We start from the raw sequence: 22,165 nt of genomic DNA, 5'->3' as shown, positions 1-22,165 counted from the left end.
GATACAGGCGCGATGTTCCAGGGGAGATGAAGATGGGCAAGTCCATGATTGCGATGCTGATGGCGTCCGGCGCGCTGGTCGTAACACCAGCAATGGCGCAGGATGCCGAACAAAGCGGCGGCATCGCCGAAATCGTCGTAACCGCGCAGAAACGCGCGGAAAATGTGCAGGACGTGCCGATCGCCATTTCGGCCTTCACCTCTGAATCCTTGCAGGAACGGGCCGTCGGCAGCGTGGCGCAGCTCTCGGCTATCACCCCCAACGTCAATCTGGACGCAGGCACGCCCTTCTCCGGCTCCACCGCCGTGCTGTCCGCCTATATTCGCGGCATCGGCTCGGACGATTTCGCCTTCAACATCGATCCGGGCGTCGGCATCTATCTGGACGGCGTCTATCTCGCCCGTACCGTCGGCGCGAACCAGGATCTGCTGGACGTCGAACGGGTTGAAATCCTCAAGGGGCCGCAAGGGACGCTATTTGGTCGCAACACGATCGGCGGTGCGATCTCCATCGTCACTGCCGATCCGGGCAGCGCGTTCAAGGCGAAGGGCGATGTGACGGTGGGCAGTTACAATCTGTTCCAGGCGCGCGGATCGGTAAGCGTCCCCGTCACCGATGGCCTCAGCTCTGCCTTGACCTTTGGCATCAAGTCGCGCGACGGGTTCCTCAAGCGCCTGCGTTATCCGGACCAGCGCGCCAATAATGCGCCCCCCTTCACCGCCTTTTCCGCCGCTGGCTATGACAGCGCCAACAAGGAAGGGGCCAACGACAACTGGAACCTGCGCGGAAAGCTGCGCTGGGACAATGGCGGCGCTGTGCGGGCGACCTTCTCCGGCGACTATAGCAAGGACAAGGGGACGTCCGCCAACAAGCTGATCGGCACGGCTGAGTTCGTACCCGGCAATTTCGCTGGCACGACCAACCTGCCCGGTACGGCCTTCGACCCGACCGGGACTACCGGCTTCCTGTTTGCCGGCCTGTATAATTTCTGCATCGGCAGCACGGGCGCGGAAATCGCGGCGCGCAACGCCCAGGCGCTGTGCGGCGTATCGGGTACCCAGTTCAATCCGCAATTCCAGCTGGCCAGCGTCGCCAGCGCGAATGTCGATGGCAACCCGGCCAATGACCGGCTGCCCTGGGATGGCCGCTACCTGATTGCCAACAAGGACCGCAGCTATGCCAGCGGCAACAGCTATTCCAATTTGGAAAGCTGGGGGTTGAGCGGCATTGTCGACTTCGATCTGGCCGACAATATCGCGCTCAAATCGATCACGGCCTATCGTGAATTGCACTGGAATGCAGGGCTGGATGCCGACGGGTCGCCGCTCAACTTCCTGCAACTCAGCTTCACCATGAACCAGTGGCAGTTCAGCCAGGAATTCCAGCTGCTCGGCAATGCGTTCGATGAAAAGCTGCGCTATGTGCTGGGGGCCTATTATTTCAAGGAAGCGGGCGACCTGCATGACTATGTGACCTTTGGCGAAGGTCTGGTGCAGGTCGATGGCCCCAACCAGTTGAGCACCAAAAATTACGCCTTCTTCGGCCAGATCGACTATCGGCCTATCGACCTGATCGGCATCACCATCGGCGGGCGCTACACCAATGAACGCAAGCGGTTCGAAGGCGGGCAGCAGGAACTGAACGGGTTTAACTACAAGCTGTTTGGCTGCGCCGACGCCAATGGCAATATCTTCCCCGGCGGCCCATTTCCGCTGGCGCCGATCCCATGCCAGGTGGGATTGAGCTATCCTGATCCGACCAACCCGGTGCGCGTCTATACGCCGGGCGTCAATCGCAAGAAATTCAGCGATTTTTCGCCCAAGGTCGGGGTGCAGCTCCACCCGTCGGAAGATGTCATGCTCTATGGCAGCTGGTCGAAGGGGTATAAGACGGGTGGCTGGACCACGCGCCTCACCAACCCGCAGGGTAATGTCGCGCCCGACTTTAACGAGGAAAAGGCGACGACCTGGGAAGCGGGCATCAAGTCGACGCTGCTCGACCGCCATCTGCAAATCAATGCGGCGTTGTTCTCGACCAAATATCGCGACATTCAGCTCAATATTCAGATCGGCACATCGCCAACCATTGCCAATGCGGGCGACGCGCGCATTCGTGGGTTCGAACTGGAAATGGTTGCGGCGCCTGTCGATGGCCTGACGATCAACGGCGCGATCGGCTATATCGACGCCCAATATACGTCGGTGTCGGCAGGCGCTGCTGCTGTCGGCGGGGCCAACCCGTTCCAGGCGGGCACTTTGGTGGGCGAGGCTCTCCCCAAAACGCCCAAATGGAAGGTCAATCTCAGCCCGCGTTATGAAGCGACGCTGGGCAATGGCGGATCGGTCGTGCTGCTGGCGGACTGGACCTATACGTCCAGCGCGTGGAACGATACGCAGCGGACCTTGCTGCTCAAGCGTGTATCGACCGACATCGTGAACGCCTCGATCAGCTATCGTGAGCCCGACGGCCACTGGTCGCTGACGGCGGGCGGCACCAACCTCACGGACAAGCGCTTCCTGACGTCCGGCGGGTCGAACATCGCGGCTGGGGCTATGTTTGGCTCCTATAACCGCCCACGCGAATGGTATGTTCGCTTCGGGTTCGAATTCTGATCATGGGCAGCATCGCGATCGACGCGGCGGTGGTGGAGGGGGCTGGCAGCCCCTTCCGTTTCGAAAAACTGGCCATGGATGCGCCTGGGCCCGGCCAGATCAGGGTAAGGCTCCATGCTTGCGGCATCTGCCATACCGACATGGTGATGCGCGACGGGGCGCTGCCTATCCCGTTCCCCGTCATATTGGGCCATGAAGGCGCTGGCGTCGTCGATACCGTGGGGCCAGGCGTGGATGGTGTCGCGCCGGGCGATCATGTGTTGCTCAGCTTTCATAGTTGCGGCGCGTGCAGCGCCTGCCACGATCATCAGCCCGGCTATTGCGCGGAATTTGTGCCGCGCAACTTTCTGGGGGTAATGCAGCCGGGGCAGGGCGCCATCTGGCGTGGGGACGAGCGGATCGGCGGCAATATCTTCGGCCAGTCATCCTTTGCCACCCATGCTCTTGCCCATAGCGACAATGTCGTGCGGATCGATCGCGACCTGCCGCTCGACATTCTGGCGCCTCTGGGATGCGGAGTGCAGACCGGCGCAGGGACTGTGCTGGAAACATTACAGGTGCAACCCGGCCAGTCGATTGCGATACTGGGTGCCGGCGCCGTCGGCCTGTCGGCCCTGATGGCGGCGGTCATTGCGGGCGCGGGACGGATTGCGGTGATCGATCGCCATGCCAGCCGCCTTGCGCTCGCGCGCGAACTGGGCGCGAGCGAGACAGTCGATGATCTGGCCGCGCTTGACGGACAGTTCGATCATATCGCCGATACCACCGGCGTCCCGGCGCTGCTCGGCCTTGCGGTCGATCGGCTGGCACAGCGCGGCACGCTGGCGCTGGTCGGTGCTTATCCGCCGGGCGGCTTCACGATCGACCCTTCATCCATCATGAGCATGGGACGACGGATTGTCGGCGTGGTGGAAGGGGGCATCGACCCGCAGCTATTCATCCCGCGCCTGATCACTTATTATCGCGAAGGTCTGCTACCGCTGGAAAAGCTGATCAAGCGTTATGCCTTTGCCGATCTGGAAGCTGCCTTTGCCGCGTCGGAAAGCGGGGCGGTGATCAAGCCAGTAGTGTTGATGCCACAGGACTGACGGCCGCTCGCAGGAAGCGGCCGTCAGTCCTCGATCTTCATGCAGTGCGTGGACAGCGGCAGGACGCCCCGGCCACCATCAATCCACCGCCTCCGGCAGAGCGCCGATGACGGACTTGACTTCCAGAAACTCCTCCAGCCCGAAGCGGCCGAATTCGCGGCCATTGCCCGATTGCTTGTAGCCGCCAAAGGGCATGTCGAAGGCAAGGCCGCCCGCATTGACGAACACCGCGCCCGCCCGCAGGCGGCTGACGAACTTGCGCGCATGGGCCGGATCACCCGCGACATAGGCGCCAAGGCCATAGGGCGTATCATTGGCGATGCGGATCGCTGCCTCATCATCGTCATAGGGCATCAGCACCAGCACAGGGCCGAAAATCTCCTCACGCGCGATCGTCATGTCCGGCGTCACATTGGCGAACACCGTCGGGCGCACATAGCTGCCATGATCCATCCCGTCAGGACGACCAAGGCCACCTGTTACCAGCGTTGCGCCCTCGTCAATCCCGGTCTGGATCAGCGACTGGATGCGGTCCCACTGGCGCTGGCTGACGACTGGGCCGATATGGTCGCCCTCGCTTTGCGGATCGCCGACCTTCTTGGCCGCAAACATCGCCCCGACCTTTTGTGCCGCTTCGTCATGTTGGGAACGATGCACCAGCATGCGCGTCGGCGCGACACAACTCTGGCCGCTGTTAAGCAGCACGCCGCCCACGCCACCGGGCAGAGCGATGTCCAGCGGCGTACCTTGCAAAATGATGTTGGGTGACTTTCCGCCCAGTTCCTGCGCGACGCGCTTGACGGTATCGGCTGCGTTCTTGGCAACCATGATTCCTGCACGCGTCGACCCGGTGAAACTCACCATATCGATGTCAGGATGCCTCGCCAGTGCCGTACCGACCCCGTCGCCATCGCCCTGCACCAGATTGAACACACCGGCCGGGACAGCCGCGGCGTGCATGATCTCGGCAAAGATCGCGGCGCAACTGGGCGCTTCCTCGGAGGGTTTGAGGATCATCGAGCAGCCTGCCGCCAGGGCGGGGCCAACTTTGGCGACGATCTGGTTCATCGGCCAATTCCACGGCGTGATCAGCGCAACCACGCCGATCGCTTCGCGCACCACCCTGTTGTCGCCGATTTTCTCGCTGAATTCATAGTCTTTCAGCGCCGCGAGCGACTGCGCCAGATGACCAAGACCCGACCCTGCCTGCGCCGTCTGCGCGATCGAGATGGGGCAGCCCATTTCGGTCGCAATGGCGCGAGCTATGTCGGGGATGCGCTTTTGATATTCCGCCATGATCCGCTCCAGCAGCGCGATCCTTTCCTCCTTGCTAGTGAGCGAGAAGGTTTCAAATGCGCGGCGCGCGGCGATCACGGCGGCATCGACATCGGCTGCGGTGCCAAGGATCATGTCTGTCGCGCTGGCATCGGTTGCGGGGTTCATCACCGCAATCATGCGTCCCCCCTGGCTGTCGACCCATTGGCCATCGATATAATGTTTGCATGTATTGGGCATGGGGCAGGTCCTTATGCGTGAAGAAGGCCAAGGTCGGCATCAGTGGCGGGCTTTCCCCATTTGTCGCGCGGCGGCATGGGGCGGTTGGTCCAGGGCGGATCGAGCGTGAAGCTGGAGACGCGGCGGCCTTCCGGCAGGCGCCCGTTGCCGCCACCCTGGGCATAGTCGTAATAGAGCGTCATCAACTCATCATGGCCATGATGGCGTTGCGCAACGGGGTGCGACAGGCAGGCTTCGCGCCAGCGCAACAATCGGGTCAGGTGCTGCGGGATCTCATAGGCTTCATAATAGTCGAGAAACCATAATCGTTTGAACATGGGCGTGAAGGCGACCTCTGCCCAGCCAAACCTGTCGAACAGATAGTCGCGGTCGGGCGCATAATGGCGCAGAAAATCGTTCAGCCGCGCATATTGCGCATCGACTTCGGCCTGATATGCGTCGCGCTTTTCCCGATCGCGGTTCAGGATCATGCGGTATCCTGCCCCCGTAAACTGCCCGTCAGTCGCGCACAGCATCGCCTCGACGGCATGTTCATACGGGTCGCGCCGCGCCACCGCAGGATCGGGAAAGCGATCTTCGAAATAGCGCATGATGACCATGCTTTCCTTCAGCGTTTCGCCATTTTCCAGTTCCAGCGCGGGCAGCGACGTCGTGCCGCGCGTCTTGGCGAGCAGCCAGTCGGGGCGGGCCAGCGATATGTCGATCTCATGGTCGACCATGATGTCGTGCAGCCCTTTCAGGTCGAGCAACAACTCTATCCGCTCGGAAAAGGGGCAGCCGGGGATATGATACATGCGTAGCTGGCCGCCGGGCGGTTCGTCACACCATGCCATGGCCGTCACGCCGCCGACATGGCCGGGCGCGGCGGCATTTCCGTTTGCGATTTGGCAAACATCGCCTGCGTGGCCGGGCGGGCGTTGATCCGCTCGATCCAGGCAAGCAGATGTGGCGTGGCTTGCCCGTTGACGATATCGGCATGACCAAATTGCATCCCGTTCGCGATCGCGAAATTGCAGATATCGGCCAGCGTATATTCGTCGCCCGCCAGCCAGGGGCTTTGCGCCAGGCGTTTCTCCAGCCGGTCGATCGAGACGCGAATCTTGCGCATCTCCTCGTCCAGCACCGCCTGCGGGAATCCTGCGCGGGCATTGCGCCATTTGGCCTGCTGCTCCGGTATCGGGATATGCTTCAGCTTCTCCTCAAATTCCTCATCGCTCAACTTGCGCGCCATCGGGCCAATCATCCGTTCCCAGCCAATGGTGGACACGCACCAGCAGAAATATTCGTCCACCCATTTGGTCCAGACGCGCATCTCCGCGATCCCGACCGGGTCGACCGGGCGCAGTCGGGGGGCATCGGGGAATGCATCCTCCAGATATTCGCAGATCACTGTCGATTCGGTAATGATATGCCCGTCATGGTCGAGCGCGGGCACCTGACCGCGCGGATTGATGGCCTTGAACCAATCCTCATGATGCTCGAACCGGGTCGGATCGACGAAGCGGGGCGTGAACTCCAGCCCCTTTTCATAAAGCGTTAGCAGCGGTTTCATCGAATTTGCAGCTGGACCGAAGCTGTAGAGCGTCAACATGGCAGACTTCCTCACCTTGTGATGTGCAGCGTCTGTGCGCTTTCGCTGCCCGTGGTGCAGGGGCGGGCCAGCGCCCGCAAGTCGTCTGTCTATACTATCAGTGGCGCTACCCGGCGGGCTGGCGGTGGCCGCAACCTGTCACTGCCAATGATAGCGCCGCCACTCGCCTTGCCGGGACGGCCGCGCTTTGCTTGGGTGATGCACGAGCGGGCAAAGATCCCGCCGGGGAGAGAAGCGGATGCTCGAATTGCTGACGTCAGAGACACCCAATGGCTGGAAGGTCTCTATCCTGCTGGAGGAACTGGGCGTTCCTTACACGGTAACGCCGATTGCGCTGACCGACCGGGTGCAGAAGCAGGACTGGTATGTCGCGCTCAACCCCAATGGTCGCATCCCGACGCTGATCGATCATGCGGCGGGCGATTTCGTTGTTTTTGAGTCGGGCGCGATCCTGCTGTATCTGGCGGAAAAATATGACCGCTTCATTCCCGCAGACACACAGGCGCGCAGTCAGGTGATCCAGTGGGTGATGTGGCAGATGTCGGGGCTTGGCCCGATGATGGGGCAGGCAACGGTATTTAATCGCTATTTCGAAGAAAAGCTGCCATCCGTGATCGATCGCTATACCCGCGAAAGCCAACGATTGTTGGGCGTTCTGGACGCGCAACTGGCGACCCGCGACTATCTGGTCGGCGATTATTCCATTGCCGATATTGCCTGTTTTCCCTGGGTACGCGGCCATGATTGGGCCGGGGTGGAGATAGACGGATTTCCCCATCTTTTGCGCTGGTATGACCGGATCGCCAAGCGTCCTGCGGTGCAGCGCGGACTGCTGGTGCCAGAACCGCCATCGGCGCAGGACATGGCGGAAAAGACCATTTTGCAAGGAAAGACCATCATCGCGTGACAGCATTTCTCCAGCGGACCGTCCGCATCGAATGGGGCCATTGCGACCCCGCCGGCATCGTTCACGCCCCGCGCTATTTCGACATTTTCGGCCAAAGCACCATGCTGCTGTTCGAACAGGCCGGGTTGCCTAAAAAGCGTGAGATGCTGGCGACCATGCCTTTTGCGGGCTTCCCGATGGTGGACGTGTCGGCGCGCTTTTTCGTGCCGACCGCCTATGGCGACGATGTGCTGGTGGAAGCGGACGCGCCCATATTCGGCAATAGCAGCTTCACCGTCGCGCACCGCCTGTCACTCGATGGCAGGCTGTGCGTGGAATGCACCGAAAAGCGCGTGTGGACCATAGCGGATACGACCCGCCCCGGCGGTTTGCGCGCGCAGCGGGTGCCAGATGCGGTGCGCGCCCTGTTCGCCCCTGACTGATCAGGCGCGTGGGGCGAGGCCGCTGATCAATATATCGACCAGCGAATCGGCGACCTGCTCGGCGCTGAGCGGCCCATCCGGATCATGCCAGCGCCCCGGCCAATTGAGCGCGCCCGCCAGGGTGAAGGCGGTCATGCGCACGTCTAAAGGCGCAATCGAACCATCGGCGATGCCATCTTCGATCAGCGCGCGCATCGACAGATCGATCGCCCGCTTGCGCGCGCGGAACAGCGCCGCCCCCTCAGCAGAAAGAAATTCGTCGCCAGTGCGCACGACGCAGCGACCAAAATCGTCCATCATCACCAGTGCATAGCGGCGCAGGACGCTGCGCAACCTGGCAAGGCCATCGCCGGGCTGCGCGCGCGCCGTATCCGCGGCAGCGCTCAGCAATTGCAGACCGCGCGTCACGCACTCGATCAGCACCTGCTCCTTATTGCCCAGATAATGGTAGATGGTCGGCTTGCTGATCCCCAGGCTTGCGGCCACGTCGTCGAGCGAGGTGGCGTGAAAACCGCGCGCGTTGAACATGCGTACCGCGGCCCGCAGCACGGCTTCGCGCTTCTCCTCACGATCGCGTTCACGTTCCTCGCGCGATCGGAAGGGGGATGGTGCGGCGTTCGGTCGGGGCAAGCTGGTCTCCTTACCCGTTTCTCTTGACAAGAAACCGGTCGATAATCAATATACCCGTGAGTATATAAGAGACGATCGGGTTTTATGCTGACGGAAATCCAGACAGCCATCCGCGACACGGTGCGCAGCTTCGCGCAGGACGCGATCCGCCCGCATAGCGCGCGTTTTGAGGCGGAGGGCGGCTATCCGTCTGCTCTGTTCGAAGAGATGGCAGGACTGGGCCTGTGGGGCATGACCGCACCGGAATGCTTTGGCGGTGCGGACGCGGACGCCGTATCCTACGCGCTGGCGCTGATCGAACTGGCGGCGGCGGACGGGGCATTGTCCACCATCGTGTCGATCCAGAACAGCATCCTGGTTTCCGGCCTGCTCAAGGATGGCAGCGAGACGCAGAAAGCCCGCTTCCTGCCCGATCTGATCGGCGGCCGGACAATCGGCGCCTTCGCCCTGACCGAAGCGGATGCCGGATCGGACGCTTCGGCCGTCCGCACCCGCGCTATCAAGGTCGATGGCGGTTGGCGCATCACCGGCGCCAAGCAGTTCATCACATCGGGCAAGATAGCAGGCGTGGTGATGCTGGTCGCTGTGACGGACCCGGACGCAGGCAAGAAGGGCCTGTCGGTATTCATCGTGCCGACCGACCGGCCCGGCTACAGCGTCGACAAGGTCGAACATAAGATGGGGCAGGGCGCGTCGGACACCTGCGCGCTGCGCTTCGACGATATGTTCGTCGAGGATGAACTGCTGATCGGCCAGCCGGGGCAAGGTTACCGCATAGCGCTCGCGAATCTGGAAACGGGACGGATTGGCATAGCTGCGCAATGCGTCGGCATGGCGCAGGCCGCGCTCGACATCGCGGTCGCCTATGCCAAGGATCGCAAAAGCTTCGGCAAGCCGATCATGGAACATCAGGCGGTGGGCTTCCGCCTCGCAGACCTGGCCACCCGGCTGGAAGCCGCGCGGCAACTGGTGCTGAACGCCGCGCGGGTCAAGGATGCGGGCCAGCCCTGCCTGACCGAAGCCTCCATGGCCAAGCTGTTTGCATCGGAAGCGGCCGAACAGATCGTGTCGGGCGCGCTCCAGACGCTGGGTGGCTATGGCTATCTGGAAGAATATGGCGTCGCCAAAATCTATCGCGATGTGCGGGTATGCCAGATTTACGAAGGCACGTCGGACATACAGCGCATGGTCATCGCGCGCAGTCTTTGAAAGGAATGGATATGCAGGACGATCCGGTCGTCATCGCCAGCTATGCCCGCACGCCGATGGGCGGTTTTCAGGGTGTCTTGTCGCCCCTCAAGGCCACGGAACTGGGCGCAGCGGCGGTCAAGGCAGCGGTCGAGCGCGCGGGCGTGTCGGTCGACGCGGTCGATCGCATCTATATGGGCTGCGTCCTGCCTGCGGGTCTGGGGCAGGCGCCTGCGCGCCAGGCGGCGCTGGGCGCGGGTCTTGGCCTGAACACTGAGGCCACGACCGTCAACAAGATGTGCGGTTCGGGCATGCAGGCCGCGATCATGGCGCATGAGGCGCTGGCATCGGGCGCGGCCGATGTCGTGATCGCCGGCGGCATGGAGAGCATGACCAACGCCCCCTATGCCCTGCCCAAGCATCGCGGCGGCGCACGGATCGGTCATGACCGGATCATCGACACGATGATGATGGACGGGCTGGAAGATGCCTATGAACCCGGCAAGGCGATGGGCGTGTTCGCCGAAGAAGCGGTGCGTGACTATCAGTTCACCCGCGCCGATCAGGACGACTATGCCATCCGTTCGCTCGAACGGGCCAATGCGGCGATCGGCAGCGGGGCGTTCGTCCGCGAAATCACGCCGGTGACAGTCAAGGGCCGGGGTGGCGACACGATCGTCGATACCGACGAACAGCCGGGCAAGGCGCGGCCGGACAAGATTCCGGGCCTCAAGCCAGCCTTCGTTAAGGATGGCACGATTACCGCCGCCAATGCGTCGTCCATTTCGGACGGTGCGGCCGCGCTGGTGATGACGCGGCAGAGCGTCGCGACCAGGCAGGGGATGACGATCGTCGCCCGCGTCGTGGCCACTGCCGCACACGCTCATGAACCATCCAAATTCACCACCGCCCCGGTTCCGGCGATGCGCAAGCTGCTGGAAAAGGCAGGCTGGTCGGTCGACGATGTCGACCTGTTCGAGGTCAACGAAGCCTTTGCCGTCGTCGCGATGATCGCCGCCAAGGAATTGGGCATCCCGGCGGATAAGCTGAACGTCAATGGCGGCGCGACGGCGCTCGGTCATCCGATCGGCGCATCGGGCGCGCGCATCGTCGCGACGCTGATCGGCGCGCTGGAAACGCGCGGGCTGAAGCGCGGCGTTGCCAGCCTGTGCATCGGCGGCGGCGAAGCAACCGCGATGGCGATCGAACTGGCCTGATAGCAGGGGGTATAGTTATGAATATCAATGGTTTGCTAGCCATCGTTACGGGCGGCGCTTCGGGCCTTGGCAAGGCGACGGCGACGATGTTGGCAGCGCAGGGGGCCAAGGTTGCGATCTTCGACCTGAATGAGGAAGCGGGCAAGGCAGTCGCCGCGGAATTGGGCGGCATCTATGTCGGGGTCAATGTCGCCGATGACGCCAGCGTCGCGGCAGGACTGGATGCCGCAGAAGCAGCGCATGGCGTCGCCCGCATCCTGGTCAATTGTGCGGGGATCGCGCCTGCGGTCAAGACGGTGGGGAAGGAGAATGCGCCCCATCCGCTCGACACGTTCGCCAAGACCGTGACCGTCAACCTGATCGGCACGTTCAACGTCATTTCCAAATTTTCCGCCCGGCTCGCCACGGCGGAGGAGATTGACGGCGAGCGCGGCGTGATCGTCAACACAGCCTCCGTCGCGGCCTATGACGGGCAGATCGGCCAGGCGGCCTATAGCGCGTCCAAGGGCGGTGTGGTCGGCATGACCCTGCCGATCGCGCGCGATCTGGCGCAGCACAAGATCCGCGTGATGACCATCGCGCCGGGCATTTTCCTGACCCCCATGCTGGAGGCCTTCCCACAGCATGTGCGAGATGCACTGGGCGCGCAGGTGCCCCATCCCAGTCGCCTTGGCAAACCGGCGGAATATGCTCAACTGGTCGAATCGATCGTCCGCAATCCAATGCTGAATGGTGAGGTTATCCGGCTGGATGGCGCCATTCGCATGACGCCGCGTTAATGGACGGGATCGCCTTTACGGTCGAGGACGGGATCGGGCGGATCACGCTCGACCGGCCAGCGGCGGGCAATGCCATCGACCTGCCACTGGCGCGCGCGCTGCTGGCGGCGGCGATCCGGTGCCAGACCGACGATATGATCCGTTGTATCGTGCTGACCGGCAATGGGCGGTTATTCTGTGCGGGTGGCGACGTGCAGTTGCTGGCCGGCGCAGGCGACAAGCGATCGGACGTGCTGAGCGAGCTGATCGCCACCTTCCACGCCGCCGTTGCCCGACTGGCGCGCGCACCCAAGCCGCTGGTCACATTGGTCAACGGCCCGGCGGCGGGCGCGGGGTTCAGCCTGGCCATGCTGGGCGATGTCGTGATCGGCGCGCGGTCGGCCCACTTCACCGCTGCTTATGGCGCGATCGGACTGACGCCGGACGGCGGCCTCAGTTGGCTTTTGCCGCGTCTGGTGGGACTGCGCAAGGCGCAGGACATCATCCTGACCAACCGCCGGATCAAGGCTGACGAGGCCGAGGCGATCGGGCTGGTGACGCGCATTGTGGACGACGAGGCGCTGGCCGACGAGGGATTGAACGCAGCGGCTGCGCTTGCAGACGCTCCGATGGCAGCGCTGGCCGCCAGTCGCGCGCTGCTGGCCGACAGTTTCGAGACCGGGCTGGAGACGCAACTGGACCGCGAACTGCGCAGCATGGCGAGGGCAGGGGCGGGGCCGGAAAGCGAAGAGGGGCTGAGCGCATTACTCGCAAAGCGCACCGCCAATTTCAGGGGAGTTTGATAGCATGGCAGAAGCCTATATCGTTGAAGCCGTCCGTACTGCCGGGGGCAGGGCGCGCAAGGGCGGGTTGATCGACGTACATCCCGCCGATATGGGCGCGACCATTCTCAACGCGCTGGTCGATCGCACCGGCATCGATCCGGCGGCCATTGACGATGTGATCGTCGGCTGCGTCAGCCAGGCGGGCGAACAAGCCTTTGCCTTAGGCCGCAATCTCGTGCTCGCATCGAAGCTGCCCGACAGCGTCCCCGCCGTGACCATCGACCGACAATGCGGGTCTTCGCAGCAGGCGCTGCACTTCGCCGCGCAGGCGATCATGTCCGGCACGCAGGATCTGGTGATCGCGGCGGGTGCGGAAAGCATGACGCGGGTGCCGATGGGGTCCAATTACAAGCTCCACGCCGCCGCTGGCGTGGGTATCGGCCCCTGGCCAAAGAGCATCCAGAACCGTTATGGCGTTGCTGAATTCAGCCAGTTTCACGGCGCACAGGCGGTCGCCAACAAATATGGCTTCACCCGAGAGGAAATGGACGCCTATGCGCTCACCAGCCATGCCAAGGCGGCGGCGGCGATCGACAATGGCGCGTTCAAGGCCGAAATCGTCGGGGTCGAGACTCCCGAAGGCCTTTTCGACATTGATGATGGCGTCCGGCGCGGTGGCACGATGGAGGCGATGGCCAGCGTCAAGACGCTGGAGGAAGGCGGGACGATTACCGCTGCCAATGCCAGCCAGATGACCGATGGCGCGTCGGGCGTGCTGGTCGCCAGCGAAGCGGCGATCAAGCGGTTCAACCTGAAACCCATGGCGCGCATCGTCAATCTGACCGTGACGGCAGGCGATCCGGTCATCATGCTGGAAGAACCGATCCCGGCGACGCGGCGCGCGTTCGAGCGGTCGGGCCTCAGCCTGAACGACATCGACCTGTTCGAGGTGAACGAGGCGTTCGCGGCGATCCCGATGGCATGGCTAAAGGCGATCGGCGCGGATCCGGCCAAGCTCAACGTCAATGGCGGCGCGATTGCGCTGGGGCACCCGCTGGGGGCCAGCGGCACCAAGCTGATGAGCACGCTGATCCACGCGCTCAAGGCCCGTGGCAAGCGCTATGGCCTGCAGACGATGTGCGAAGGCGGCGGCGTCGCCAATGTGACGATCGTAGAGGCGCTGTAATGGGGATCAGGACGCGCTTTACCGATCTGTGCGGGATCGAGCATCCGATCGTTCAGGGCGGGATGATGTGGGTTGGCCGGGCAGAACTGGCCGCCGCGGTCTCCAATGCAGGCGGGCTTGGCATATTGACCGCGCTGACCCAGCCAACGCCCGACGATCTGCGCCGCGAAATCGACCGTTGCCGCACGATGACCGACAAGCCGTTTGGGGTGAACCTCACCATCCTGCCGTCGGTCAATCCGCCGCCCTATGCCGAATATCGCAAGGCGATCATCGATAGCGGCGTGAAGATCGTGGAGACCGCAGGGCACAAGCCGCAGGAGCATGTCGACCATTTCAAGGCGCATGGCGTCATCGTCGTCCATAAATGCACGGCGGTGCGCCACGCCCTGTCGGCGCAACGGATGGGCGTGGACGCGATTTCGATCGACGGGTTCGAGTGTGCCGGGCATCCGGGCGAGGATGATGTTCCAGGCCTGATCCTGATCCCCGCCGCTGCCGACAAGCTGACGATTCCCATGATCGCCAGCGGTGGTTTTGGCGACGGGCGCGGGCTTGCCGCGGCGCTGGCGCTGGGCGCGGACGGCATCAATATGGGAACGCGCTTCTGCGCCACCGTCGAAGCGCCGATCCATGACAATGTGAAGCAGTTTCTGGTCGATAATGACGAGCGCGGGACGAACCTCATCTTCCGCAAGTTCCAAAATACCGGGCGCGTAGCCAAGAACAGCGTGTCCGATCAGGTCGTCGAGATTTCACTGCGCGAGGACGCAGTGTTTCAGGACATCCAACCGCTGGTATCCGGGGCAAAGGGGCGGGTTGCACTGGAAACGGGCGATCTGGATGCCGGGCTGATCTGGGCCGGGCAGGTCCAGGGACTGATCCACGACATTCCGACGTGCGACGCGCTGATCAAACGGATTGTGAGTGATGCCGAAGCGATCATACGTGGCCGGTTGAACGACATGCTGCGCACACAGTTGGTCGCGGCCTGAGCCTCATTGTTCGATCAGCAGGGCGGCATAGGGTGGCAAATCGCCCGGCGCTGCCCCGTTGACGGCCATCAGGATGCGCCCCGACCCGTCAAGATCGACCGGCCACGCTATCGCTTCGCGCGACAGATTGAACAAGCAGAGCAAAGACTGATCGGCGCACGTCCGCCGAAACGCCAGGCAGGCGTCGTCGGCCACGAGGATGTCGAGCGCGCCATGGCGCAGAGCCGGATTGGCCTTGCGCAGCGCCAGCATGGCGCGGGTGAAGTGCATTAGCGATCCAGGGTCGGCTTCCTGCTGATCCACGGCAAGCGCCAGATGATCGTCGCCATGGGGCAGCCAGGGTTCGACGCCCGAAAAACCAGCCTGCGCGGCGTCGGCCGCCCATGGCAGGGGCGTGCGCGCGCCGTCACGCGACAGGGTCAACGGCCAGTTCGCGATGGCTTCTGGATCCTGCAATCGCTCGAACGGAATATCGACCTGCGTGATGCCCAACTCCTCCCCCTGATAGAGGATGGCATTGCCGCGCAGCGCCATCAGGAGCGTCATCTTCATCCGCGCAAAGGCCGGGCGATCTTCAGGGGCGCACCATCGCGACAGGGCGCGGGGTGCGTCGTGATTTTCGAAGGCCCAGCTTGGCCAGCCCATATCCGGTTCGTCGGGCCAGCGATCGACCGTTTCCGCGACCAGCGCCGGGGTGAGAACGGGCGCATAGAGGAAGGTAAAGCCATAGGCGCTGTTGAGGCGCTTCTCCCCGGCGGTATAGGCTTTCATCTCCTCCTCGGCGAGCGCCCCGCCTACCTCGGCCACAGTGAAGATCGCGCCATATTCGTTGCACAATGTCCGGATGCGCTCGACAAAGGGAATGATGGCGGGGTGCGACTGGCTATAGCGTTTGATCTGAAAGTCGAATGGCCGTGTGCGCGGGCTACCATCGTCGGGGGCGGGAGGATTGTCACGGAGTTCGGGGTCGTGCATCGCATGATTGAGGGCGTCGAGACGAAAGCCGTCCACGCCGCGATCCAGCCAGAAACGCATGACATCCAGCAGCGCATCCTGCACTTGCGGATTGTGGACGTTGAGTTGTGGCTGGCTGGTCAGGAACTGGTGCATATAATATTGCCCGCGCCGCGCATCCCATGTCCAGGCCGGGCCACCGAACACCGACTGCCAGTTGTTGGGCGGGGTGCCGTCCGCCTTAGGATCGGCCCAGACATACCAGTCAGCCTTGTCGCCGCTGCGACTGGCACGGCTTTGCGTGAACCAGTCATGCAGGTCGGAGCTATGGGCGAAAACCTGATCGATCGTGACCTTAAGCCCCAAAGCGTGGGCGCGGGCAACCAGCGCATCGAAATCCGCGAGGGTTCCAAATATCGGATCGACATCGCAATAATCGGCAATGTCATAACCAAAATCACGCATCGGCGAAGGGAAGAAGGGGGAAATCCAGATCGCGTCCGCCCCCAGCCGGGCGATATGATCAAGCCGCTGCGTAATCCCGTTCAGATCGCCAATGCCATCATCATTGCTATCCTGAAAGCTGCGCGGATAGATTTGGTAGAGGACCGCACCCTTCCACCATGGTTGGTCAGCATTATCGGCGGAATTGGGCATTATTGTTTCGCTCCGATCAGGACGGGCGGCAAATCGGCACCGCCGCAACCACGCCAATCTACACACCGGATATGACAGGTGAAGCCCCGCTTGGCGCGAGTCGTGTATCGGGCGAATCCGCACCGGCGACCGATTCGCCTTCCCCCGCCATCCACAGTGAACGAAGGCGCGCAAAGCTTCCGCTACGGAAAGCTGTGCCGATACGGCAGATGCATATTTTGCAACCGCGAACAAAGTTTTCGCACTTGCAGCAAAGCGTGATTTGCCGGACATAGGAGGTGCCTTTCAGGCATCCTCTCCTAAACTTTTACGGGCTGATCTTCGGATCGGCCCTTTTTTTGTGCGTTTCAGCGCTCGATTGGGCATGAGCCGGGCTGCAATGCGTAATATAATCGTCATTTTCGACGACTGGAGATGGCGGAGTGATTGTCACACCGTCATGCGTTCGTCATAAGGCACCATGACATTGCCCTCCGGCCCATCTTCTCCACCGATCGATCGTATCCAGCAAAATGTGCTGGCAGCATCCGAACGCCGCCTCCTCAACTGGCTTTGCGCCCGGATGCCGTTATGGGTGACGCCAGATCTTTTGACCGTGCTCGGCATGATCGGAGCCTTCGCCATTTTTGCCGGCTATGCCGCCAGCAGCCTGGAAGTCCATTGGCTGTGGCTCGCCATTGGTGGCTATGTCCTGCAGTGGTTCGGCGATTCGATGGATGGCAGCCTGGCCCGGTTTCGCAAGATCGAGCGGCCCTCCTATGGCTATTTTATCGACCATAGTTGCGACGGGCTGGCAACCTTGCTGATTTTGGCCGGGATGGGGGCCAGTCCCTATATCCGCATGGACGTGGCGCTGGTGGCGCTGGCGGGGTATCTGCTGTTGTCGATCCATGCCTATCTGGCAGCGCGCGTGGTGGGGGAGTTCAAACTGTCCTACCTGTCCGCCGGACCGACGGAATTGCGACTGATGCTGATCGGCATGACGCTGGCGATGATGGCGCTGGGCTATACGCCGGGTTGGTTCGGCGCGATTTCAGGGTTCGACCTGTTCGTCGGCATCGTTTCCGTCGTCCTGATCCTGCTGTTCGTCATCCAGACGCTGGTCACGGCAAAGCGTCTGGCGATCAGCGACGCAAAGGATGCGGGTCGGTAAAACTGGTTTCAGCGACGTGGCAAAGATTGTGCGCTTGCGTCATGCGCAGCGGTCGATCGCTGCTTCGCACGCAAAATCAACTCGTTCAGGCGCATTTCATCCTGAACGCCCGAAGCAAACGCCAGGCAAAGCCAGTCCAGACACCGCGCCAGTAAAAGCATGGTTTCCTCTCAATTATATTATGCCGGGCACTATAGCATAATTGTCCGGCTGGAGAAGAGGCTTGTTGGTGGCCGATCCAATCAGGCGCAGACCGCATCAGCTTCCGCCACCAGCTGCGCCAGACGCGCTGCGCTGACATCATCCAGTGGCGCGAACAGCAATAGCCTTTGCCCCGGCGCTTCCTCGATCGCATAGCTGGTATGGCGGAACATGATTTCGCCGACACCGGGCATATCGGCGATGTTCGTATCTTCGAAATGCGCCATGATTTCCGATTCCTGCCAATATTGACGGAAAAATTCGGACTGTTCCATCATGTCGGCAATGATGCCTTCAAAGACGTCGGGCTGGCTGGTGCGGCTATAATCCCATTTGAAACGGGCGATCAGGCGGCGGCACATGTCGCGAAACTTGTCGGGATCGGCCCGATAGCGCGGATTGAGCATCAGGATACGGAACAGGTTGCGCTGATCCCGCGGCATCTGGCTGTAATCGCGGAAGGCGCGGGAGACCAGTCGGTTCCAGCCAATGACCGTCCAATCCTCCACGATGACAAGCGCGGGAATGGACAGCGAGTCCATGAGATGTTGCGTGCCTGCATGGATCGTCTCGTCGCGGCGGGTTGCCAGTGGCGGCGGGCGGTGCTGAGCCAGGGCGAAGAGAAATTCGCGCTCATTGGGACTAAGGCGCAGAGTGCGGCTAAGTCGTTCCAGCATCGGCGCGGATAATTGCACCTCGCGACCCTGTTCGAACCATGTGTACCAAGTCACGCTCATCCCGGCGAGCGTCGCCACCTCCTCGCGCCGCAGGCCACGCGTCCGGCGGCGTTCGCCCGCAGGCAGACCAACGTCGGCCGGTGCCAGCTTGGCGCGGGCGGCTTTCAGGAAACGCGACAATTCTTCCCGCTGTGCCATGCCTTATCCAGTTACTCTCTATAATGGGACACTCAACGGCCTTCTTGCGTGCCGCTTCCTCTGCAAGACCCCTGTTCAAGGGTCGGCGACATGCCCGACACAAGACAGGAGAGTGCGGTTGGCTGGCAAGCTATTTCTGACCTGCGCGGTGACGGGAAGCTCACCCATGCCCGATCATCCCAATTTCCCGTTCCGGCCCGATCATGTCGCGGCCGAGGCGCTGGCCGCGGCGCAGGCTGGCGCGGCGATCATCCATTTGCATGTGCGAGACCGCGAAACCGGCGATCCATCACAGGCGCTGGACGATTATCGCGAGGTGGTAGGCCTCATTCGCGCGAAGAATGACGAGGTGATCCTGAACGTCACGACCGGTCCCGGCTGCACCTGGATGCAGAGCGATGATGATCCCGCGGTCTGTGGTCCCGGCACCCTGATGTTCACGGCACAACGACGGTTGGAGCATATTCTGGACCTGAAACCGGACATGTGCACGCTCGACATTTGCACCATGCAGCTTTGGGGCGGCGTCGCGATCAACCTCGACCCGATGATCACGACCATGGGTCATATGATCCAGGATGCCGGCGTCTTGCCGGAGATTGAGTGTTTCGAGGCCGGGGACTTCGTCTTTGCCGACGATCTGATGGCCAAGGGCGCGATTCCTAAAAATGCCCCCTTCACCTTCGTACTGGGGACCAAATATGGTCTGCCCGCCACGACCGAAGCGATGCTCTACGCCAGAAACCAGATACCGCGCGACACGCCGTTCACGGGCTTCGGGGTCAGCCGCCACAGCTTCCCGATGGCGGCGCAATCGGTGCTGCTGGGTGGCAATGTCAGGGTCGGCTTTGAAGACACCATCTATCTACGGCGTGGACGTTTGGCGGCTGACAATGCCGATCTGGTGCGCTGGGGCGTGGAAATGGTCGAGCGCATGGGCGGCGATATCGCCAGCGCCGGAGAGACTCGCGCAATGCTTGGCCTGAAACAATAAGGAGAGGGAAATGATGCAGGCAATCACAGCACCGATGGCCGATGTGCGGGGGCGGACGGCCTTCATTACCGGCGGCGCGAACGGCATCGGCCTTGGCATAGCGCGGGCGCTGGTGCGCGCCGGGGCCAATGTGGTGATCGCCGATATTCGGCAGAGTGCCCTGGCGGCAGCCAAAGCCGACCTGGCGGCAGACCACCAGGTCGAAACCGTGGAGTTGGACGTTACGGATCGGGCTGCTTTCGCGCGGGCGGCCGATGCTGCGGAGGCGCGATTCGGGAAAATCCACATATTGGTCGGCAATGCCGGAGTCGGCGTGATGGGGCCGGTACTGGAAGCACGCTTTGACGATTGGGATTGGGGCATGGGCGTCAATCTGGGTGGGGTAATCAACGGTCTCGTCACTATCCTTCCCCGGATCAAGGCGCATGGCGAGGGTGGTCAGATCGTCACGACATCGTCCCAGTCGGCCCTTCTTCCCATCAATTATTCGGCCATTTACACCGCGGCCAAGGCGGCTGTGCTGGGCATATCCGAAGCCATATGTGGGGAACTCGCGGCAGAGAATATAGGCGTATCGGCATTCATGCCGGGGCCGGTGCAGAGCAATATCGCCCATAGCGGCGAATTGCGGCCCGCGGAATATCGTGAAGATAGCGGCTATCGTGAGCGCGAGGAAGAACTGGAAAAGCGCCCCGTCTCACCGCTCTGGATGAGCGCGGACGAAGTGGGTGAGCGGGTGCTGGCGGGCATCCGCGCAAATGACCTGTATATACTGACCCACCCGGAATTTGCGCCGGGTATGCAGTCGCGCTTTGATGCGATCATGGCATCGATGCCACAGGAAACCGTCAATCAGGCACGCGCCAGGGAAATTGGTTTCCTGTTGTCCAATCCTGCATTCAACGCACAACTCGCGCGGCGCACAGCGAAGGAAACTGTCGCCAATTGAACATCATGTGCCTCTGGCCGGGCGAGAAGGGGCTAGCCCGGTCAGCTTTTTGGATCAGCGACTGATCAGTAATTCCACTGAACCTGGGTGCGGATCAGATTGCCTTCGGCGCGGCCGGTGCGACGTTCGTCCGCTTCAGCGCGCTTCATCCGAGCATAAGCCATGGTGATTTCCAGCGCCTTCCATGGTTGCCATTCCAGCCCCAGTTCAAATTCGTCGGTTTCCAGACGCGGAGCATTGGTCCCGGCCTTCCAGCCGCCACGATAATGCTGCCAGCGGCCATAGGGCATCAACGATCCCAGACCTTCCGTGGGCAGACGCATCATCGCCTGAACATAGCCGCCTTGCAGGTTCTTCGTTTGGATCGACTGGGTGGCGACATCATATTCCGGCCCCTTGCCCCAATTCCATTCGGCCTGAATGCCAAAGGGCTTGGGATAGAGCATGGCGTGCAGGCCAACGCGGTTGTCCTTGTAGGTGACGGGACTGACGCCGCCGCTGCGCAGTTCGGGCTGGACGTCGTTGATCATGGCCGATCCACCAAATTCGACGACCTGGTCGCCAATCTCGAACGGCCATGTCGCCAGCGCTACCTTCATCAGGCCGCGATTCTGTTCCGTCTTGTTGACGCCTTGCCCGTTGAACACACCGATGCCGAACGCGCCGTAATTGCCGAACAATTTTTGCCCGTCATCGGCCAGATCATCCCAGATTTTCTGAACCGAAGGCGGGGTGTAATAGGCGATCACACCCAGATCCCGTTCACCCGGAACCGCGCTGTTGATCGCGTCGCTGCGATCCAGTGTCAGCCGGTTGGACGATGACTGCATATTTTCCCAGCCATAGGGCACTTTCGACTGGCCAAAGCGCAGGCGGAATGTCTTGGCCTTGTCCAAGAAAATGTCGGCATAGGCGTCGCGCAACTGGGCAAAGCCCTCGCGCCTTTCGCTGCCCACCTGATTATTGACGGCGGTAGCGAAGTCGGGCTGGAGATAGAGCGAGACGCGATCCGAAACGTCCCCCTGGATGACCAGACGGACACGACGCAGCGAGAAGCCGCCCCGATCCGAAATCCCGCTATCATGCACGGAACGCAGCCGCGACTGGCCAGCAGGCGCACTGTCATCGCCGGACAGGAAGGCATTGTAGCGCATCTGGGTATAGCCGCGCAGGGTCAACCGGTCATACCAGGCCTTGGACTTGCCCGCTTTGGCAGCAGGGGTCGGTGCAGGGGCCGATGCCAGCACCGTGGCAGCCGGGGCCGGTGTCGTGGTGGGCGCGGCAGACTGCGGCGGGACCTGCGCGACGACCGGCGCTGCTTGGTTCTTGTTCGCAGCAAGGGCCGTCATCAGCGATTGAACCTGGGCTTTGAGCTCGTCGATCTGCGCTTGCAACTGCTCTACCGTCTGGGCTTGCGCCGCCTGCGGCATCAACGCCAGCAGGCTGACCGCCAGGCCCATCTGGAAATGTTTCGATCCGATCATTCGC

20 protein-coding genes are annotated in these 22,165 nt (G+C 62.1%); 13 read left to right on the top strand and 7 right to left on the bottom strand.

Going from position 1 to position 22,165, the window contains the following annotated elements:
- Positions 1 to 26: 26 nt before the first annotated feature.
- Positions 27 to 2,612: a TonB-dependent receptor gene (locus SX1_RS06575; protein ID WP_019052367.1), complete on the top strand. Its 2,586-nt coding sequence runs from the start codon at positions 27 to 29 to the stop codon at positions 2,610 to 2,612.
- Positions 2,613 to 2,614: 2 nt separating this feature from the next.
- Positions 2,615 to 3,700 carry an NAD(P)-dependent alcohol dehydrogenase gene (locus SX1_RS06570; RefSeq protein WP_019052366.1) on the top strand — a complete coding sequence of 362 codons (1,086 nt, stop codon included), beginning with the start codon at positions 2,615 to 2,617 and terminating at the stop codon, positions 3,698 to 3,700.
- 78 nt (positions 3,701 to 3,778) lie between these two features.
- On the opposite strand, the gene SX1_RS06565 is transcribed toward SX1_RS06570, so the two are convergent.
- Genes SX1_RS06565 through SX1_RS06555 form a run of 3 tightly spaced genes read right to left on the bottom strand, consistent with a single transcriptional unit; the run spans position 3,779 to position 6,806 of the window.
- Entirely contained in the window at positions 3,779 to 5,215 is a 1,437-nt protein-coding gene (locus SX1_RS06565; RefSeq protein ID WP_019052365.1) for an aldehyde dehydrogenase family protein, read from the bottom strand.
- Between the two features lie 11 nt (positions 5,216 to 5,226).
- Positions 5,227 to 6,048 (bottom strand): glutathione S-transferase family protein, encoded by an 822-nt coding sequence (locus SX1_RS06560; protein ID WP_255209712.1) that lies wholly within the window; start codon positions 6,046 to 6,048, stop codon positions 5,227 to 5,229.
- Positions 6,049 to 6,053: 5 nt separating this feature from the next.
- Positions 6,054 to 6,806 (bottom strand): glutathione S-transferase family protein, encoded by a 753-nt coding sequence (locus SX1_RS06555; RefSeq protein WP_019052363.1) that lies wholly within the window; start codon positions 6,804 to 6,806, stop codon positions 6,054 to 6,056.
- Positions 6,807 to 7,044: 238 nt separating this feature from the next.
- On the opposite strand from SX1_RS06555, the gene SX1_RS06550 reads away from it, so the two are divergent.
- Both SX1_RS06550 and SX1_RS06545 read left to right on the top strand, forming a co-directional pair.
- Positions 7,045 to 7,713 (top strand): glutathione S-transferase family protein, encoded by a 669-nt coding sequence (locus SX1_RS06550; protein WP_019052362.1) that lies wholly within the window; start codon positions 7,045 to 7,047, stop codon positions 7,711 to 7,713.
- Positions 7,710 to 8,135 (top strand): acyl-CoA thioesterase, encoded by a 426-nt coding sequence (locus SX1_RS06545; protein WP_017182421.1) that lies wholly within the window; start codon positions 7,710 to 7,712, stop codon positions 8,133 to 8,135. The genes SX1_RS06550 and SX1_RS06545 overlap by 4 nt, the downstream gene beginning before the upstream one ends.
- Here SX1_RS06545 and SX1_RS06540 read toward each other — a convergent pair whose 3' ends face one another.
- Positions 8,136 to 8,765, bottom strand: coding sequence for a TetR/AcrR family transcriptional regulator (locus SX1_RS06540; protein WP_017182422.1), 630 nt, complete (start codon positions 8,763 to 8,765; stop codon positions 8,136 to 8,138).
- Positions 8,766 to 8,849: 84 nt separating this feature from the next.
- Here SX1_RS06540 and SX1_RS06535 point away from each other — a divergent pair, with 84 nt between their 5' ends.
- The 6 genes from SX1_RS06535 to SX1_RS06510 are packed head-to-tail and all read left to right on the top strand — an operon-like array spanning position 8,850 to position 14,894.
- Positions 8,850 to 9,974, top strand: a complete 1,125-nt coding sequence (locus SX1_RS06535; protein WP_019052361.1) for an acyl-CoA dehydrogenase family protein — start codon at positions 8,850 to 8,852, stop codon at positions 9,972 to 9,974.
- Positions 9,975 to 9,985: 11 nt separating this feature from the next.
- Positions 9,986 to 11,170, top strand: coding sequence for an acetyl-CoA C-acyltransferase (locus tag SX1_RS06530; protein WP_026149549.1), 1,185 nt, complete (start codon positions 9,986 to 9,988; stop codon positions 11,168 to 11,170).
- Between the two features lie 17 nt (positions 11,171 to 11,187).
- Positions 11,188 to 11,949: an SDR family NAD(P)-dependent oxidoreductase gene (locus tag SX1_RS06525; RefSeq protein ID WP_019052359.1), complete on the top strand. Its 762-nt coding sequence runs from the start codon at positions 11,188 to 11,190 to the stop codon at positions 11,947 to 11,949.
- Positions 11,949 to 12,731 carry an enoyl-CoA hydratase/isomerase family protein gene (locus SX1_RS06520; protein ID WP_019052358.1) on the top strand — a complete coding sequence of 261 codons (783 nt, stop codon included), beginning with the start codon at positions 11,949 to 11,951 and terminating at the stop codon, positions 12,729 to 12,731. Before SX1_RS06525 ends, SX1_RS06520 begins: the two co-directional genes overlap by 1 nt.
- A 4-nt stretch (positions 12,732 to 12,735) precedes the next feature.
- Positions 12,736 to 13,899, top strand: a complete 1,164-nt coding sequence (locus SX1_RS06515) for an acetyl-CoA C-acetyltransferase (protein ID WP_019052357.1) — start codon at positions 12,736 to 12,738, stop codon at positions 13,897 to 13,899.
- Positions 13,899 to 14,894: an NAD(P)H-dependent flavin oxidoreductase gene (locus SX1_RS06510; protein WP_019052356.1), complete on the top strand. Its 996-nt coding sequence runs from the start codon at positions 13,899 to 13,901 to the stop codon at positions 14,892 to 14,894. Before SX1_RS06515 ends, SX1_RS06510 begins: the two co-directional genes overlap by 1 nt.
- A 3-nt stretch (positions 14,895 to 14,897) precedes the next feature.
- On the opposite strand, the gene SX1_RS06505 is transcribed toward SX1_RS06510, so the two are convergent.
- Entirely contained in the window at positions 14,898 to 16,505 is a 1,608-nt protein-coding gene (locus tag SX1_RS06505) for an alpha-amylase family glycosyl hydrolase (protein ID WP_019052355.1), read from the bottom strand.
- 460 nt (positions 16,506 to 16,965) lie between these two features.
- Here SX1_RS06505 and SX1_RS06500 point away from each other — a divergent pair, with 460 nt between their 5' ends.
- Positions 16,966 to 17,658 carry a CDP-alcohol phosphatidyltransferase family protein gene (locus tag SX1_RS06500; RefSeq protein ID WP_026149547.1) on the top strand — a complete coding sequence of 231 codons (693 nt, stop codon included), beginning with the start codon at positions 16,966 to 16,968 and terminating at the stop codon, positions 17,656 to 17,658.
- Positions 17,659 to 17,900: 242 nt separating this feature from the next.
- Here the strand turns inward: SX1_RS06500 and SX1_RS06490 are convergent, their stop codons facing one another.
- A complete protein-coding gene (locus SX1_RS06490; RefSeq protein ID WP_019052352.1) occupies positions 17,901 to 18,734 on the bottom strand; it encodes a helix-turn-helix transcriptional regulator in 834 nt (277 codons plus the stop codon).
- 118 nt (positions 18,735 to 18,852) lie between these two features.
- Here SX1_RS06490 and SX1_RS06485 point away from each other — a divergent pair, with 118 nt between their 5' ends.
- A complete protein-coding gene (locus SX1_RS06485; RefSeq protein WP_026149546.1) occupies positions 18,853 to 19,728 on the top strand; it encodes a beta-keto acid cleavage family enzyme in 876 nt (291 codons plus the stop codon).
- Positions 19,729 to 19,738: 10 nt separating this feature from the next.
- Complete coding sequence (locus tag SX1_RS06480; protein ID WP_019052350.1) at positions 19,739 to 20,677, top strand: SDR family NAD(P)-dependent oxidoreductase; 939 nt, start codon at positions 19,739 to 19,741, stop codon at positions 20,675 to 20,677.
- A gap of 65 nt (positions 20,678 to 20,742) precedes the next feature.
- Here SX1_RS06480 and SX1_RS06475 read toward each other — a convergent pair whose 3' ends face one another.
- Positions 20,743 to 22,161, bottom strand: a complete 1,419-nt coding sequence (locus SX1_RS06475) for a porin (protein ID WP_157410116.1) — start codon at positions 22,159 to 22,161, stop codon at positions 20,743 to 20,745.
- Positions 22,162 to 22,165 lie beyond the last annotated feature (4 nt).

The sequence above is a fragment of the Sphingobium xenophagum NBRC 107872 genome (genome assembly GCF_000367345.1).
Taxonomy (GTDB): Bacteria; Pseudomonadota; Alphaproteobacteria; order Sphingomonadales; family Sphingomonadaceae; genus Sphingobium; species Sphingobium xenophagum.
Note: the sequence above shows the minus strand (reverse complement) of the source record. Positions and strands in the feature narration are given on the sequence as shown.